The following is a 13,258-nucleotide window of genomic DNA, read 5'->3' on the forward strand; positions in this document are numbered from 1 at the left end:
GTCAGCAGGCCGCCAGCGCCGCGCGCTCGAACCGGAAGGCGGGGGCATAATCGGGCGCCCCGTTCTGAGCCCGCCAAAGGCAATAGGCCGCCATGCGCCAGTGAAACCACGGCTTCAGGACAAGATAACGAGCTACCGTTTCCCGGTTTTCATAGGCACCCAGAAACTGGCTCTCTTCGGTCGCGGTCAAGGGAACGCCCCGATAGACCTGCTGCATGGCCGGTGACAGGAACATGGCCAAATCCTCGGCCGGGTCGCCGATGGCGGGGCATTGCCAGTCGATCAGGACAGCCCGCGCGTCCGATACCAGAAGATTGCCCGCGACCGGGTCGCCATGGATCAGGCAGGTCGGCCCCGCTTCAACCGGTGCAGTGTAGGGGCGCATCCGAATGAGTTGGCCGCGCTCTGGTTCAGCGCAGCGCGTCAGAATGGCTAGGGCATGCCGACTGATGGCGGCGCTGCCGTTGCAACCGGGTGGTGCGGGGACATCGGGTGATTGCGCATGCAGGTCGGCCAGAACACGGGCCGCGATGGCGCAATCCGCTCGCCATGGGGCGCCGGGCGCATGATCGTAGACAACCCATGCCTCTTGCCCGTTGGTGCCAGAGGCGCGCAAGTGTGGGGCAAGGCCGGTTCCTGCCAGCCGTTCGAGGCAGAGCGCCTCAAGCCGGGCGTCATTTCCGAACAGGGGATTGTCGAAGTCCTTGCGATAGAGTTTCAGAACCAGATCGTCGGCCGGGCCGTGCAGCCGCCAGACACGATTGGTCCGCCCGCCATAGAGCGTCTCGAACCGGTCGCCGGCCTGCACCAGACCACGTTTGCGCAACTGCGCGACCAGCCCCTGAGGCGGGATATCCGGGTTCTCGATCAGCTCGACCTCGGGCTTTTGGGCGCAGATCAAACTAGACTGCGCCCGTGACCCCAGCGGGCCGCGAGATCAGCTGTTTGCCCGCACAGCGGTTACCATGCTGGCCAAAATCGCCTGTCCGCCGTCAAGGATCAAGATCACTTCGCCATTCTCGACCTGTGCTTCGCGCACCGTGTGATAGACGGCCGCAGCCTCGTCCAGCAGCAACTCGTCCGCCTTGTAGCTCTGGATGGTGAAACTGTAGAGTCCATGCGCGCGCTCACTCCCGTCGCTTTCCTTGCCAGTCCAGACAACCGGCTCCGCAGAGACCGGCACCTGGTAGCGGTCAACGATCTCGCCCTGTGCGTCGCGCACCACCAGATAGGCCTTGTCGGCGGCCGCAAGCGGGGCCGGTGATACGGTGACAGGCGCCCCCTTGAAATTGGCGGGGGCCACAGCGCGGGCCTGCTTGTCGATCCAGCTTGACAACTTGGCCATATCTGTGGCGCCAAGCTTGTCGACCAGCGCGGCGAGCATATCGTTGGTCTTGGTCTGTTGCTCAACCATCGAGAACTGCGCCAACTGCGCGGCATATTCAGAAGAATCAAGCGGCTCCAGAGGATCCTGATATTTCGCCTGAGTCGTCAGCATGCGGATGAACGTGTCGAAATCGGAACTTAGGCTGCGTTTTTCTTGCGGATTGCTGCTCTGCGCGGATTGCTGCTGCGCCGACGCAGATGTCGAATTCACGTTTGTGACCATGGCTCAAAGCCTCATGTCCAGTCCGTTGGCGGCGATACGCGGCCGATCTTCGGCAGTGTCCGGACGGTCTGTCTCTGCTGTTTCGGAAATCTGGCCCCTCCCACCGGAGCGCTGATGCGGGTCTCCGTTGGCACCGCCATGGGATCCCCCGAAGCTGAAGGTAACATCGGCATATCCCATCTGTCGGAACTCTGATGAAAGTTGGTCAATATTGCGTCTCATCAGCTCAACGGTCTCCGGTCGCTCGGCGACGATTGTCAGGGTCAGGACATCACCACGGGTTTTCAGGTTCATCTGGACGCGGCCCAACTCTTCAGGGTCCAAAGCGATCTCGACACTGTCCGCACCGGTCTGATTTGCAACCGCCGTTGCCAACTGCCCGCCGATATGGCGGGCCGAGTCGGCCTGGATGCCCGGTGCCGATGGTGTCGTGGGTACGCTGCCATGACCCGCCGACACAAATAGCGCGTCTGGCGGCAACTCGCTTCTGTGTTCAGGTCGCATCCCCAGTTCGGCGACGAACCCCGCCTTGACCAAGTTGTTGGCAGGGAACGGCCTTGCAGCGTCCCAGGTCCGGGACTGTGTAACAGGTGTCGTCGAAAACGCGCCCGATGCGGCTTGCGTAGCGGATTCCGTCCACCGCCGTGACATCGCGTCCGGCTGGCTGGTGCCTTCTGCTTCTGGCAGCAACCGATGAGAGAAGGTGGATATTCCGCCGGTTGACGCTTCCGCTGGAATGGTGGGTGCCCTTCCGGATTCCTGCGCGATGGCCTGCGGTTTATACTCCGAGCCGGGGCGTGTTGGTGCTGTATGTTCCGAAGTCCGGGCCCGTGTCATGTGGGGGAGGGGGGCTGACTGAAACCGATCCGGAGAGGTCGGTGTTGTGGCCAGCTCGGGCCGAACCGACGGAACGGAGCGTGGGAACGCTGACGATTCCGAACTTGACGCCATGTGCACATTGGCCAGGCCTGCGAGATAGCGGGGTTCGCCGCTGGCCTGCGCTTTTGGCGCGTGCAGAGATTTGTCGATACTGGCGGTTTCAGCTGTGGACGATGATTGTCCTGGTGATGGATCGGTATTTGGCGCTGCGTAACCGGGTTGTGCAGCGGTTCGATCAGTGAAACCTCTGGCGACAGCAGCCATGGCCACCGCCGGTTTGTCCGTTGCCGTGGTATGGGGGGCATGTCGGAGACGAGGCGTTTCGACTTCCCGTGACGTGACCGCGTCTACGAAGTCACGCGGTTCGGTTTGATCCGTCGATACTGCCTGTGCCTGGGCCTGGGCCGGCCGAACCGAGGGGGAATGGGACCCGATATCGGTTCTCGTGGGGATTGCCCGGCTTCGGTTGGTTGTGGTGATGTTGCGCACCCCGTCTACATTCGTTGCGGATGAAACGGCCGAATTTCGTGCTTCTGACACTGAGTGCCCACCGCTCGTTTGACCGGAAAGGCTCGTGCCAGGTTCGAAGATTTTCGCCTGGGTTTCGGTGGTTGCCACACCGCGCAGTTGCCGAGGTTCTTCGATTGCGTTTGGGCGAGGCACTGGTTCTTTCGGCAAAACCTCCGTCTGAATGCTGGTTTCAGATACACTCGTCTCGAGGCCGCCTGTCGGGCTGGGCGCCCGGTCCTCGGCCACGGGGGGGCGCTCGGACACTGATCGTGACCAGGACGACCGGTTTGAAAAAGCCGGCGGCGTGTCGGCATCGCCTGATATCATCGAAACCTTGTCCGATGTCTCGCCAACGATCGTCTCGCCGGACAAAGCTGAGGCCGCGGGGTCCGGTTGCCACCGATGCGTTATAATCGTTCGATCTGATGAGAATAGACGCGGCGGGGATGCCCCGTAGCCGTCACTGGAATCGTGTGGAAGCCGCTGTTGGTCCTTATTGCGCGCAATCTGCCCTGGGCTGATCTGCCCGCTTTCGGCTGGCTCAGAGACAATCGGCGCGGCGGTATCTGCTTGGGCCCCTTCCGGTCCAGCCTTGTCGCTGATTGCCCTTTGTCCATTGCCTCGCGTTTCATGATCAGAAGCGTGTTGGGGGGTCTTGCCCCCTTTGCGCCCAGACTGCCCCAAATCATCTGGCTGCGCCGAGGCTTCGGGGTCTTCGGAAACGACGGCTTCGACCGTTTCCTGGATTTGTTTGATCTCTTTTTCGTCGTCGAACACGGCAGCGAAATCCGCGTTCGGGATTCCAGCCACCATCTGTTGACGTGACGATACGATTCCCGCCTTGGCGGGTTGGCCGGCAAGCGGCGGAACATGGAAACTGGTCGGTCCGGTCATGCGAATTTCTTTCGTTGCAAGACCGACCATTGCCGCAAACCGGTTACGTTTATTTTAACCGCTTATCTGTCTGATCGGGAAAGTTCGAAACAATTTCGAGGCGCCCGATGGAGATACCCCTGACACCCCAGATCGTCCCCCGGCCCGGCAAGGCCCAGTCGTCCGACAGTGCCTTGCGTGCGGTTGCGGTCGAGCTTGAGGCGACGTTTCTGGCCGAGATGCTCAAGGCTTCAGGCCTTGGCAAGGCACGCGACGCATTTGGCGGCGGCGCGGGCGAAGAGCAGTTCTCTTCGTTCCTTGTGCGCCAGCAAGCCGATCAACTGGCCCAATCCGGCGGCGTCGGGTTGGCCGAATCACTCTTCAACGCATTGAAGGAGACCCGCGATGGACACTGAAGACCTCGACGATCTGATCGCCGCGCTTGATGAACTGCTGGAACTGGAGCGCGGCGCGCTGGTTCGAGGAGAGCTGGAACAGCTTGGGCGCATGACAGAGGAGAAGGAAAGGCTGGTCGCACGGATCAATGCGGCGCCGGACCTGAGCCGCGACCGGCTGGGTTCGCTTCACCTCAAGGTGACCCGCAACCAGGCGCTGCTCAGCAGTGCGCTGGAAGGAATTCGGGCAGTGGCCTATCGCATGTCCGAACTGCGCAAGGTCAGGCAGGCGCTCGAGACCTATGACAGCGCTGGACACAAGCAACGCTATGTGACGTCGGCCAAGACACGGCTGGAGAAACGGGCGTGAGCGGACAATTGAGTCAAATTCGCCGAAACCAGCATAGCCGCTTTAGCAAACCATTAGGAGATCGGGGGCAAATCTGGCGTCGCACCTCGGAATGAGCGTGGCGCGAGACCGGCTCCCGGACTTTCGCACTCGTCAGAAAGACGTTTCCGAACGCCTGAACGGGCGGATGCAACCCCGGGCCAAAGGCCCACAAGATCAAAGGATGATGCTATGTCCAGCATTCTGACGAACAATGGCGCAATGGTGGCGCTGCAAACCCTCAAGTCGGTCAACATGAACCTGGGGCAAACCCAGAACGCCATCTCGACCGGCAAGAACGTGGCCACCGCCAAGGACAACTCTGCCGTCTGGGCCATCTCGAAAGTGATGGAATCCGACGTCAAGGGGTTCAAGGCGATCAAGGACAGCCTGAGTCTGGGTGAATCGACCGTCGCAGTCGCCCGTAACGCGGCCGAAACGGTGACCGACCTGCTGACCCAGATGAAGGGCAAGATCGTTGCCGCTCAAGAGGACAACGTCGACCGCACCAAGATCAACGCCGACGTCACTGCGCTGAAAGACCAGATCGCGGCCGTTGTTGGCGCGGCCCAGTTCAACGGGCTGAACCTGGTCAATGGCTCCGCGGGTTCCGCTTCGATCCTGGCATCGCTTGACCGTGACAACGCCGGCAACGTGACCGCGTCCTCGATCACGGTGACGGGGCAGGATCTGTCTACTGGCGGTTACACTGCCAATGACATCTTCTCGGGCAGCTCGGCGGGTGCATCGACAAATGGCGACACCGTGGCCATCGCGCTCGACAATGGTGGCGGCAACGAGCAGATCGAGATTGCCGAGAATGGCGCGGCTTTTGTGGCCGGTGACAAGGTCAGCATCACCGTTGGTGACGAGACCGTGTCCTATACGGTGACCGCCGACGATGCGGCGGCGACCACCACGGCAGACATCGTCGCTGTGGCTCTGAAGGCCAAGATCGACGATCTGGGTGTCGCCGGACTTGTCGTCGATTACGACAGCGGTACGCCGGGCACGCTCGACTTTACCAATGGTGGCGCGAACGACCTGACCGTAAGTGGCCAGTTCACGAATGCCGGTTCGGGCGGATTGGGCGCGCTGAGCACGATCGACGTATCGACCGGTGTTGGTGCGACGGCCGCGCTCGCCACGGTCGAGACCCTGATCGACACCTCGATCGACGCCGCCGCAGCCTTTGGTTCGGTGCAGGGGCGGATCGAGACGCAAAAGACCTTCATCTCGAACCTGACCGACTCGCTGAAGTCGGGCATCGGTTCGATGGTGGATGCGGATATGGAAGAGACTTCGGCGCGCTTGCAGGCGCTGCAGGTGCAGCAGCAGCTGGCGGTTCAGTCGCTGTCCATCGCCAACCAGGCACCGCAGTCGATCCTGTCGCTGTTCCGCTAAGCGATCCTGCCGGGGCGTTCGCGCCCCGGCCCCTCACCGCCGATATCTCCCAACTGTAAGGACATCACGTGAACGCGCTTCTTCAGGCACGACAGGCCTATTCGGCCGCTTCGGCTCCGACCCGGACGCCACGGAACATGGAATACGAAGTCCTGTCCCGGATTACCCACCGCATGCACAGCGCTGCCAAGCAGGGGCGTGCAGGGTTCGGCGCATTGGTCGAGGCGTTGCACGAGAACAACCGGTTGTGGGGGGTCCTGGCGGCCAATGTGGCCGAGGCTGACAACGCTCTGCCGCCTGATCTTCGGGCCCGGTTGTTCTATCTGGCCGAGTTCACCCAGGTACATACCAGCAAGGTATTGCGCCGCGAGGCATCGCCACGCCCCTTGCTTGAAATCAACACGGCCGTCCTGCGCGGTCTGCGTCAAGGGGGCGCGACGGAATGAGCGGTTTGGTCCTGAAACTGGCGCCCAAGGAGCGGGTGCTGATCAATGGAGCGGTGATTGAGAATGGCGACCGGCGGGGCAGGTTGTCGATCATGACGCCGGATGCCAATATCCTGCGCCTGCGCGACGCCATCCATCCCGAAGAGGCAACGACGCCGGTTCGCCGGGTCTGTTATGCCGCGCAGCTGGTATTGTCCGGCGACAGCGAACCCGAGCAGGCCAGGATGTCGCTATTGCGCCGGATCGAGGAACTTAGCCAGGTTTTCACCGACCCCGACAGCCGCAAGGCGCTGGCCATGGCAACCGAGGCACTGGTCGCGGATCATCCCTATAAATGCCTCAAGGCGCTGCGTAGTCTGCTGCCCCGTGAAGAGCGCATCCTGGCGCTGCGGCCGCAATGAGTTACCAGCCGGTTCTGATATCGGGCGGCATTGCCGGCTGGCGGTTTCTGCAACGGACCTATGACGCCCAGGCGCAGAGTTTCTCCAGTTCCGCAGCACGCAATCGCGAAAGCTCCTACTTCATGGAGAAGATCGGTCAGGTGAAAAATGCCGAGGATCTGGTGTCGGACCGGCGGCTCCTGCAGGTGGCATTGGGGGCGTTCGGTCTCGGGGACGATCTGGACAATACCTATTTCGTGCGCAAGATCCTCGAAGACGGGACAACCTCGTCCGATGCCTTGGCCAACAAGCTATCGGACAAGCGCTATCGCGAGTTCTCCAAGGCGTTCGGACTGGGGCCAGGTGAGGTACGGACAACCGGTCTGGTCACCTTCATGGAGGATATCGTCGCCAAGAACGAGGTGGCAGGGTTCGAACAGGCGATCGGCGAACAGGACGAAACCATGCGGATCGCTCTTTATGCGCAGCATGAACTGAAGGCCCTTGCCGAAGACCGCTCAAGCGACAATGCCAAATGGTTCAGCCTGATGGGAGTTCCGCCGCTGCGCAAGATGATGGAGACCGCGCTGGGCCTGCCCTTGGGCCTTGGGCGTATCGACATCGACCAACAGCTGGAGATATTCGAGGATAAATTGCAGGCCCTGACCGGTTCGTCCAAAGTGTCTCAATTCACCGATCCGGAGATGCTGGACAAGGTGACTATTGCCTACCTGGCGCGATCACAGATCAACAACCAGTCGCTGGCAGCGTCAGCGGCCCAGAACGCTTTGACGCTGTTAGGCAATCTGCGGTGATCGGTGGGGCGCTCAGCTCTTGGTCTGTTGCGCCCGAAGGATTGTCCGTTCGACCTCGACCGCATAGCAGGTCACGGGGTGCGAGACATTGTGTAACGCGACTTCACCCAGCGGCAAGCAATTGCCGCAGGCGCTTTCGACCTCTTCCGAGACAACAATTCTGTGCCCGGTGGCTTTGCCATAGTCGCCCAGCCGCGCCGCGATATTCGCGGCCTGACCGATCACGGTGAAATCGAGACGTTCCTTCGATCCGACATTGCCATAGGTGACCCGGCCATAGGCCAGCCCGATGGCACAATCCAGCGCCACGGACCCCTCGGGTGTTTCGGCCAGCTTCGTAACGATCCCGGTTGCCGAGGTCATGGCCTGACGATGGGCGGTCTGGGCATCCGCACCGGCAGGAAATACCGCAAGCACCGCGTCGCCGATGAACTTCAGGACCTCGCCCTCATGGGCATGCACGATTTCGGACACCGTCTCGAAGAACCGGTTCAACGTGGCGATATAGCTGGCGCGCCCCAGCTCCTCTTCCAGCCGGGTCGAACCGCGCAGATCGCAGAACATGATCGCGGCGTCGATCTCGTCGCCGTCTCCACGGCGGATTTCGCCACCCAAAACCCGGGCCCCGCTGCGTTTGCCAACATAGGTCTCCAGCAGTGACTGCGCATTCTCGCGCTGCATGAACACCTCGTAATAGCGGCCGATTACGGCGGAGCATTCAAAGATGAGGCCCAGATTGGCGGTGGTGAACCCGTCCGGGTGATCGCAGCTCATGGTCAAGACGTTTATCCGGCCGTCGGAAAACGGCATCGGCATAGCGACATAGTCGGTGGCGCCCTGCGCGCGCAGCTCCTGCATGATCGGGAATTCTGTATCGGTCGGCCCGTCTGTCAGCCGCTGCCGGATGCCGCCCAGCCCGTTTGATACATGTCGCAGCGGGCTGTTGTTGAAGGCCGGATGATCGTGGATTTCATAGGTCGGCGCATACGTCGAGATCTCGGCCTTCCCCTTTTCCCAGATGTAATGCTTGCCTGCGATCAGCGGATGCAGCGACCAGGCCAGAACGCTCAGCCGCGAGACCGCGATCCCGTGATCCAGCATCTTCTCAGCCAGTGCGCGGGTGAATTCCTCGGCCGTGCGGAACGAGGCTGCACCGCGCAAGAGCCAGTCGACAAGCGGTCCGCTGACATGGCCATCCGCCCCCTCGTTCAGGCTGTTGTCGCCCAGTTCGATCCGCGTATGGGCCTGCGGCATGAACCCGACATAACCGCATATGCCGGCGCTCTCGGGCAAAGGCGTGTCGTAGGACCAGACCGCGTTGGGCACCTTTTCCTCGCCGACATACATGTCGCGGTAACTGGCCGTTCCCTTGAACGGGCAAAAGGTCTGAAGCTCGGTCGGTTCTCCCAGCGGCACCAGTACGTCGTCGCGTGGGATGTAGATTGCCGGTGCCAGGCGGGTCTCATACATCACCATTGCGCGGGTCGTTGCCGCCAGCAGTACATCATCGCGATACACCTCGACCTTTCCGTCGAGCGGCTCGATACTGATGTCATAGCTCTGGGCCCGTGGGGTGGTATGGACGTTCATCGACAACCTCCTTTTTGCCCGTCAGGTCATAGGATGGGGGCAGGGGGGGTGATTGCCAAGGGCACGAAACTGAAATTATCGGTGAGGCAGCTGATGCGATTTCTTCTGATGACAGCTCTTGTCATTGCGCCAATTGCACCGCTAGAGGCGCAACACAGCCGGATGCCCCAGCCGACGCGGGATCAATGTATCTGTATCGCGGTCTGCCAGGCGACGAACCGTCCGGCCTGGGTTTCGGGGCCGCCGCCTACCTGCCCACATATCCGTGATGAGTTGATCCTCGACAATCGCGCCAACTGCGCCTGCCCGGCCTGGCCGCCCGCGCAATCGCGCCAACGCCCGGCGCCGGGACGCGAGTCGCCCAATCACTGATGCGTCAGACCATCTGGATCACGCTTTTCTCGATCGCCAGCATATAACCGCGCTTGGCGATGTTCTTGACCAGTAGCGCGCTGATCATCTGGTTGCCCAGTGTGTCGCGCAGCCGCTTGATCCGGGTGGCCCCAGCGGCCTCGTCACAATCGGCGGCAGCCCGGCCCGAGATAACGGATTCGATCTGCGACCCCGATAGCACCTCGTCATCCATCCGCGCCTCGGCCAGCACGGCGAGGGTCTCGATGGCGGCGGGGGTCAGCTGGAACTCCATGTTGTTGAGGTAAACGGTGTTCTCCTCGCGGCTGATCAGCAGCGAGGTCACCTGAATGCCGGTGCGTTCGATCTGGGCCATGCGGCGGTTGAGCAGCACCAGCATCGCCAGAAAGGCCAGTGCCGCGATCATCATGGCGCTGGCAAAGACCAGCAGCACGAAAATTACCATGCGATAGCTCGACAGGGTGTCGGCAAAGGCGGTGCCGGATTGGGCCAGGATTTCCAGCAACCGGATCTCGGCCTGGGTGGTCAGATCGTTTTCGATGAAAACCCGCTCGACCCGTGCGTTGAACGCGTTGGCGTCGGGCAGGGTCAGCAGCAGAAAGGTGGCCGCAGTCGCCAGGATGACGACGATGGCGCCAATGCCGAACCCGATCAGCCGCGTGCCCGACCGGCGCGCCTCAGAAACGGAGAAAATAGTGTCCGGCATCGGCCTTCCTCTGGTCCAGTCCCTCGGGTCCAAAGACCGAAAGCACGTTGAGCAGGGTCCAGCCGGCGGCTTGCAGGCGGGCGGCGACCTCGGGTGTGGCCTGTCCCGCCGCGCAGCCGGAGACCTGCATGACACCGTAATGCAGCCGCAACGGCTGTTCCTGCTTGGCCTTGTAATCGGCATAGCATTCGGCGGCACCGGCGCTGGCGGGGGCCGCGATCAGGGCCAGAACGGCCAGGATTTGGGAGAACTGTTTCATGGCCATTATCCTGCGCCCTGAGGCGAGGATATTCAATAACCGCAGGGCGATAGCAGGGCTGATATCGGATAACAGCGAGGCGATATTGCTTGTCCGGACGGGGCGGGCGCAGGTTTGGCGCATCACAACCGCCCGTGACGATGCGGGCCAGAGAACAGACAACCGAAAGGATCCCTCTCATGCACCGCAAGTTCATCGCTCTTGTCCTGTCCACCGCCATTGCCGTCACCGGTGTCTCTGTCAGCCAGGCTCGTGCTGCCGATGCGCATGACATTCTGGGTGGTCTGGCGGCCATCGCCATCCTGGGTGCCGCCGTTCATCACTATGACAAGAAGAAGGATCGCCGCCGCCAGCAGCAGCATGCCACCCGCAACCAGCACAACCCGTATCCGACACATGATCCGCATCGCCGCGCCAAGCCGCTGCCGACGGATGTGGCACGGTATAACCTCCCGTCGCGCTGCCTGCGCGAGGCCGACGGATATCGCGGTCATGGTCCAGTGCTGGGTGCGCGTTGCCTGTCGCGCCATTACGGCCATGCCAACAGCCTGCCGCAGCAATGCAAGGTGTCCTATTGGAATGGCGAGCGGACCCGCAACGCGTTTGAGCCCAACTGCCTACGCCAGTTTGGCTATCGCGTCGCCTATTCCAACTGAAGTCGAGCAGGAGGCCCGTAAAGGGCTGTGGGGCAGGGGGCATGGCTCCCTGCCTTTTTGCTTGTCCCGGGGCGTGAATTGCGATCAATCAAGGGGCATGACACAGCCCGATTACCAACTAGAGGCGGCCCTGGCAGCGCAGGGCCATATCCGCATTGCCGGCGTTGACGAGGTCGGGCGCGGCCCGCTGGCGGGGCCGGTGGTCGCGGCGGCGGTGGTGCTGGACCCGCAGGCCATTCCCGCGGGGCTAAACGATTCCAAGAAACTGACGGCCGCCCGGCGCGAGCGGTTGTACGATATTCTGCATGCCACCGCCCAGGTGAGCATCGCCGAAGCCAGCGTCGAGGAGATCGACGCCCTCAACATCCTGCGCGCCTCGCATCTGGCGATGGAACGCGCGGTCGCCGCGCTGAACCCCGCACCCGATTTCCTGCTGATCGACGGAAACCTGATTCCCGCCGGGCTCAGCATCCCGTCGCAGGCGGTGATCAAGGGCGACGGGCGGTCGGTGTCGATTGCGGCGGCCTCGATTGTGGCAAAAACATGGCGCGATCGGCTGATGGTGGATTTGGCGCAACAGCATCCCGGCTATGGTTGGGAGCGCAACGCCGGATACCCGACAAAAGAGCATCGTGCCGCTTTGCAAGATCTTGGTGCAACCCCACACCATAGGCGTTCTTTCAAGACGGCGCACAAGATATTGTATCAAGAGCAAATCGTAACTCGCTGATTCAAAAAAGAAATTGACCGCGAATCCGGTTTGACTCATCCTGTCATCAACCAAATGAGCGCAAAAAGCGCCGTGGAACTTGAGGCAGACTATGACGACGACCAAGACAAAGGGCGCAACAGCGCTCCCTTTAAACACGATTATAGCCGGCGACTGCATCGACGTGATGAACGCGATGCCAGAGGCGTCGGTGGATCTGATCTTTGCCGATCCGCCATATAACCTGCAACTCAAGGGCCAGTTGCATCGCCCCGACAACAGCCAGGTGGACGCGGTCGATGACCACTGGGACCAGTTTTCCAGCTTTGCTGCCTATGACCAGTTCACGCGCGACTGGCTGAAAGCCGCCCGGCGACTGTTGAAACCCAATGGCGCGATCTGGGTGATCGGGTCCTATCACAACATCTTCCGGGTCGGTTCGGCGTTGCAGGATGCGGGGTACTGGATCCTCAACGACGTGGTCTGGCGCAAATCGAACCCGATGCCGAATTTCCGTGGCAAGCGGTTCACCAATGCCCATGAGACGATGATCTGGGCGTCCAAGGCCGAAGGCGCCAAGTACACTTTCAACTATGAGGCGCTAAAGGCGCTGAACGAAGGCGTGCAGATGCGCAGCGATTGGGTCATGCCGATCTGCACCGGGCATGAGCGGCTCAAGGATGAAAACGGCGACAAGGCGCACCCGACCCAAAAGCCCGAGGCGCTGCTGCACCGGGTTCTGGTCAGCTCGACCAATCCGGGTGATGTGGTGCTCGACCCGTTCTTTGGCACCGGCACCACCGGTGCGGTCGCCAAGATGCTGGGCCGCGAGTTCATCGGCATCGAGCGTGAGGAGGCCTATCGCAAGGTCGCCGAAAAACGTATTGCCAAGGTGCGCAAGTTCGACCGCGAGGCGCTGGAAGTCAGCGCCAGTAAGCGGGCCGAGCCCCGCATTCCCTTTGGCCAGTTGGTCGAGCGCGGTATGCTGCGTCCGGGCGAAGAGCTGTATAGCATGAACCAGCGGCACAAGGCCAAGGTGCGCGCCGATGGCACGCTGGTCGGCCAGAACATCAAGGGTTCCATCCACCAGGTGGGCGCGCATCTGGAAAATGCGCCGTCGTGCAATGGCTGGACGTATTGGTGTTTCAAGCGTGACGGCAAGACGGTGCCGATTGATGTTCTGCGCCAGCAAATCCGGGCAGAACTGGAAAACTGACCTCGTAAAATCCCAGGAATACCGCCGGTGCCTGTGGCCTGACACATGGCA

Annotated in this window: 15 protein-coding genes; 9 read left to right on the forward strand and 6 right to left on the reverse strand. The window is 61.6% G+C overall.

The window, feature by feature from the left end:
- Position 1 precedes the first annotated feature (1 nt).
- The 3 genes from AC2FL1_RS02160 to AC2FL1_RS02170 are packed head-to-tail and all read right to left on the reverse strand — an operon-like array spanning position 2 to position 3,892.
- Positions 2-901, reverse strand: coding sequence for a phosphotransferase family protein (locus AC2FL1_RS02160; RefSeq protein ID WP_496875836.1), 900 nt, complete (start codon positions 899-901; stop codon positions 2-4).
- 36 nt (positions 902-937) lie between these two features.
- A complete protein-coding gene (locus AC2FL1_RS02165; protein ID WP_496875837.1) occupies positions 938-1,597 on the reverse strand; it encodes a flagellar hook capping FlgD N-terminal domain-containing protein in 660 nt (219 codons plus the stop codon).
- Positions 1,598-1,612: 15 nt separating this feature from the next.
- Positions 1,613-3,892 (reverse strand): flagellar hook-length control protein FliK, encoded by a 2,280-nt coding sequence (locus AC2FL1_RS02170; RefSeq protein ID WP_496875838.1) that lies wholly within the window; start codon positions 3,890-3,892, stop codon positions 1,613-1,615.
- 107 nt (positions 3,893-3,999) lie between these two features.
- Between AC2FL1_RS02170 and AC2FL1_RS02175 the strand changes: the two genes are divergently transcribed.
- The 6 genes from AC2FL1_RS02175 to AC2FL1_RS02200 all read left to right on the forward strand — a co-directional run bounded on the left by AC2FL1_RS02175 (position 4,000) and on the right by AC2FL1_RS02200 (position 7,699).
- Positions 4,000-4,287, forward strand: coding sequence for a rod-binding protein (locus AC2FL1_RS02175; protein WP_496826705.1), 288 nt, complete (start codon positions 4,000-4,002; stop codon positions 4,285-4,287).
- Positions 4,277-4,636, forward strand: coding sequence for a flagellar biosynthesis protein FlgN (locus tag AC2FL1_RS02180; RefSeq protein ID WP_496826703.1), 360 nt, complete (start codon positions 4,277-4,279; stop codon positions 4,634-4,636). Before AC2FL1_RS02175 ends, AC2FL1_RS02180 begins: the two co-directional genes overlap by 11 nt.
- Before the next feature lie 210 nt (positions 4,637-4,846).
- Positions 4,847-6,058: a flagellin N-terminal helical domain-containing protein gene (locus AC2FL1_RS02185; RefSeq protein ID WP_496826701.1), complete on the forward strand. Its 1,212-nt coding sequence runs from the start codon at positions 4,847-4,849 to the stop codon at positions 6,056-6,058.
- 68 nt (positions 6,059-6,126) lie between these two features.
- Positions 6,127-6,504, forward strand: a complete 378-nt coding sequence (gene flaF / locus AC2FL1_RS02190; protein ID WP_496875839.1) for a flagellar biosynthesis regulator FlaF — start codon at positions 6,127-6,129, stop codon at positions 6,502-6,504.
- On the forward strand, positions 6,501-6,905 hold the full coding sequence (gene flbT, locus AC2FL1_RS02195; protein ID WP_496826697.1) for a flagellar biosynthesis repressor FlbT: 405 nt from the start codon (positions 6,501-6,503) through the stop codon (positions 6,903-6,905). Before flaF ends, flbT begins: the two co-directional genes overlap by 4 nt.
- Complete coding sequence (locus tag AC2FL1_RS02200; RefSeq protein WP_496875840.1) at positions 6,902-7,699, forward strand: DUF1217 domain-containing protein; 798 nt, start codon at positions 6,902-6,904, stop codon at positions 7,697-7,699. The genes flbT and AC2FL1_RS02200 overlap by 4 nt, the downstream gene beginning before the upstream one ends.
- Before the next feature lie 12 nt (positions 7,700-7,711).
- Here AC2FL1_RS02200 and AC2FL1_RS02205 read toward each other — a convergent pair whose 3' ends face one another.
- The 3 genes from AC2FL1_RS02205 to AC2FL1_RS02215 form a co-directional block, all read right to left on the reverse strand.
- Positions 7,712-9,289 (reverse strand): DUF427 domain-containing protein, encoded by a 1,578-nt coding sequence (locus AC2FL1_RS02205; protein WP_496875841.1) that lies wholly within the window; start codon positions 9,287-9,289, stop codon positions 7,712-7,714.
- A 376-nt stretch (positions 9,290-9,665) separates the two neighbouring features.
- Positions 9,666-10,367, reverse strand: coding sequence for a winged helix-turn-helix domain-containing protein (locus tag AC2FL1_RS02210; protein ID WP_496875842.1), 702 nt, complete (start codon positions 10,365-10,367; stop codon positions 9,666-9,668).
- The gene (locus tag AC2FL1_RS02215) at positions 10,339-10,626 is read right to left on the reverse strand and encodes a hypothetical protein (protein WP_496875843.1); all 288 of its coding nucleotides are present in this window, start codon (positions 10,624-10,626) and stop codon (positions 10,339-10,341) included. Before AC2FL1_RS02215 ends, AC2FL1_RS02210 begins: the two co-directional genes overlap by 29 nt.
- A gap of 179 nt (positions 10,627-10,805) precedes the next feature.
- On the opposite strand from AC2FL1_RS02215, the gene AC2FL1_RS02220 reads away from it, so the two are divergent.
- The 3 genes from AC2FL1_RS02220 (at position 10,806) to AC2FL1_RS02230 (ending at position 13,207) form a co-directional block, all read left to right on the forward strand.
- The gene (locus tag AC2FL1_RS02220) at positions 10,806-11,282 is read left to right on the forward strand and encodes a hypothetical protein (protein ID WP_496875844.1); all 477 of its coding nucleotides are present in this window, start codon (positions 10,806-10,808) and stop codon (positions 11,280-11,282) included.
- A gap of 97 nt (positions 11,283-11,379) precedes the next feature.
- Positions 11,380-12,012 (forward strand): ribonuclease HII, encoded by a 633-nt coding sequence (gene rnhB / locus AC2FL1_RS02225; protein WP_496875845.1) that lies wholly within the window; start codon positions 11,380-11,382, stop codon positions 12,010-12,012.
- A gap of 91 nt (positions 12,013-12,103) precedes the next feature.
- Positions 12,104-13,207: a site-specific DNA-methyltransferase gene (locus AC2FL1_RS02230; RefSeq protein WP_496826685.1), complete on the forward strand. Its 1,104-nt coding sequence runs from the start codon at positions 12,104-12,106 to the stop codon at positions 13,205-13,207.
- Positions 13,208-13,258 lie beyond the last annotated feature (51 nt).

This window comes from Ruegeria sp. YKSF070 (assembly GCF_059612725.1).

Excerpts from the sequence above, each read along its gene's own strand:
- AC2FL1_RS02170 (WP_496875838.1), bottom strand. The coding sequence starts at position 3,892 with ATGACCGGACCGACCAGTTTCCATGTTCCGCCGCTTGCCGGCCAACCC.
- AC2FL1_RS02175 (WP_496826705.1), top strand. The coding sequence starts at position 4,000 with ATGGAGATACCCCTGACACCCCAGATCGTCCCCCGGCCCGGCAAGGCC.
- AC2FL1_RS02180 (WP_496826703.1), top strand. The coding sequence starts at position 4,277 with ATGGACACTGAAGACCTCGACGATCTGATCGCCGCGCTTGATGAACTG.
- AC2FL1_RS02185 (WP_496826701.1), top strand. The coding sequence starts at position 4,847 with ATGTCCAGCATTCTGACGAACAATGGCGCAATGGTGGCGCTGCAAACC.
- flbT (WP_496826697.1), top strand. The coding sequence starts at position 6,501 with ATGAGCGGTTTGGTCCTGAAACTGGCGCCCAAGGAGCGGGTGCTGATC.
- AC2FL1_RS02200 (WP_496875840.1), top strand. The coding sequence starts at position 6,902 with ATGAGTTACCAGCCGGTTCTGATATCGGGCGGCATTGCCGGCTGGCGG.
- AC2FL1_RS02205 (WP_496875841.1), bottom strand. The coding sequence starts at position 9,289 with ATGAACGTCCATACCACCCCACGGGCCCAGAGCTATGACATCAGTATC.
- AC2FL1_RS02210 (WP_496875842.1), bottom strand. The coding sequence starts at position 10,367 with ATGCCGGACACTATTTTCTCCGTTTCTGAGGCGCGCCGGTCGGGCACG.
- AC2FL1_RS02215 (WP_496875843.1), bottom strand. The coding sequence starts at position 10,626 with ATGAAACAGTTCTCCCAAATCCTGGCCGTTCTGGCCCTGATCGCGGCC.
- AC2FL1_RS02220 (WP_496875844.1), top strand. The coding sequence starts at position 10,806 with ATGCACCGCAAGTTCATCGCTCTTGTCCTGTCCACCGCCATTGCCGTC.
- rnhB (WP_496875845.1), top strand. The coding sequence starts at position 11,380 with ATGACACAGCCCGATTACCAACTAGAGGCGGCCCTGGCAGCGCAGGGC.
- AC2FL1_RS02230 (WP_496826685.1), top strand. The coding sequence starts at position 12,104 with ATGACGACGACCAAGACAAAGGGCGCAACAGCGCTCCCTTTAAACACG.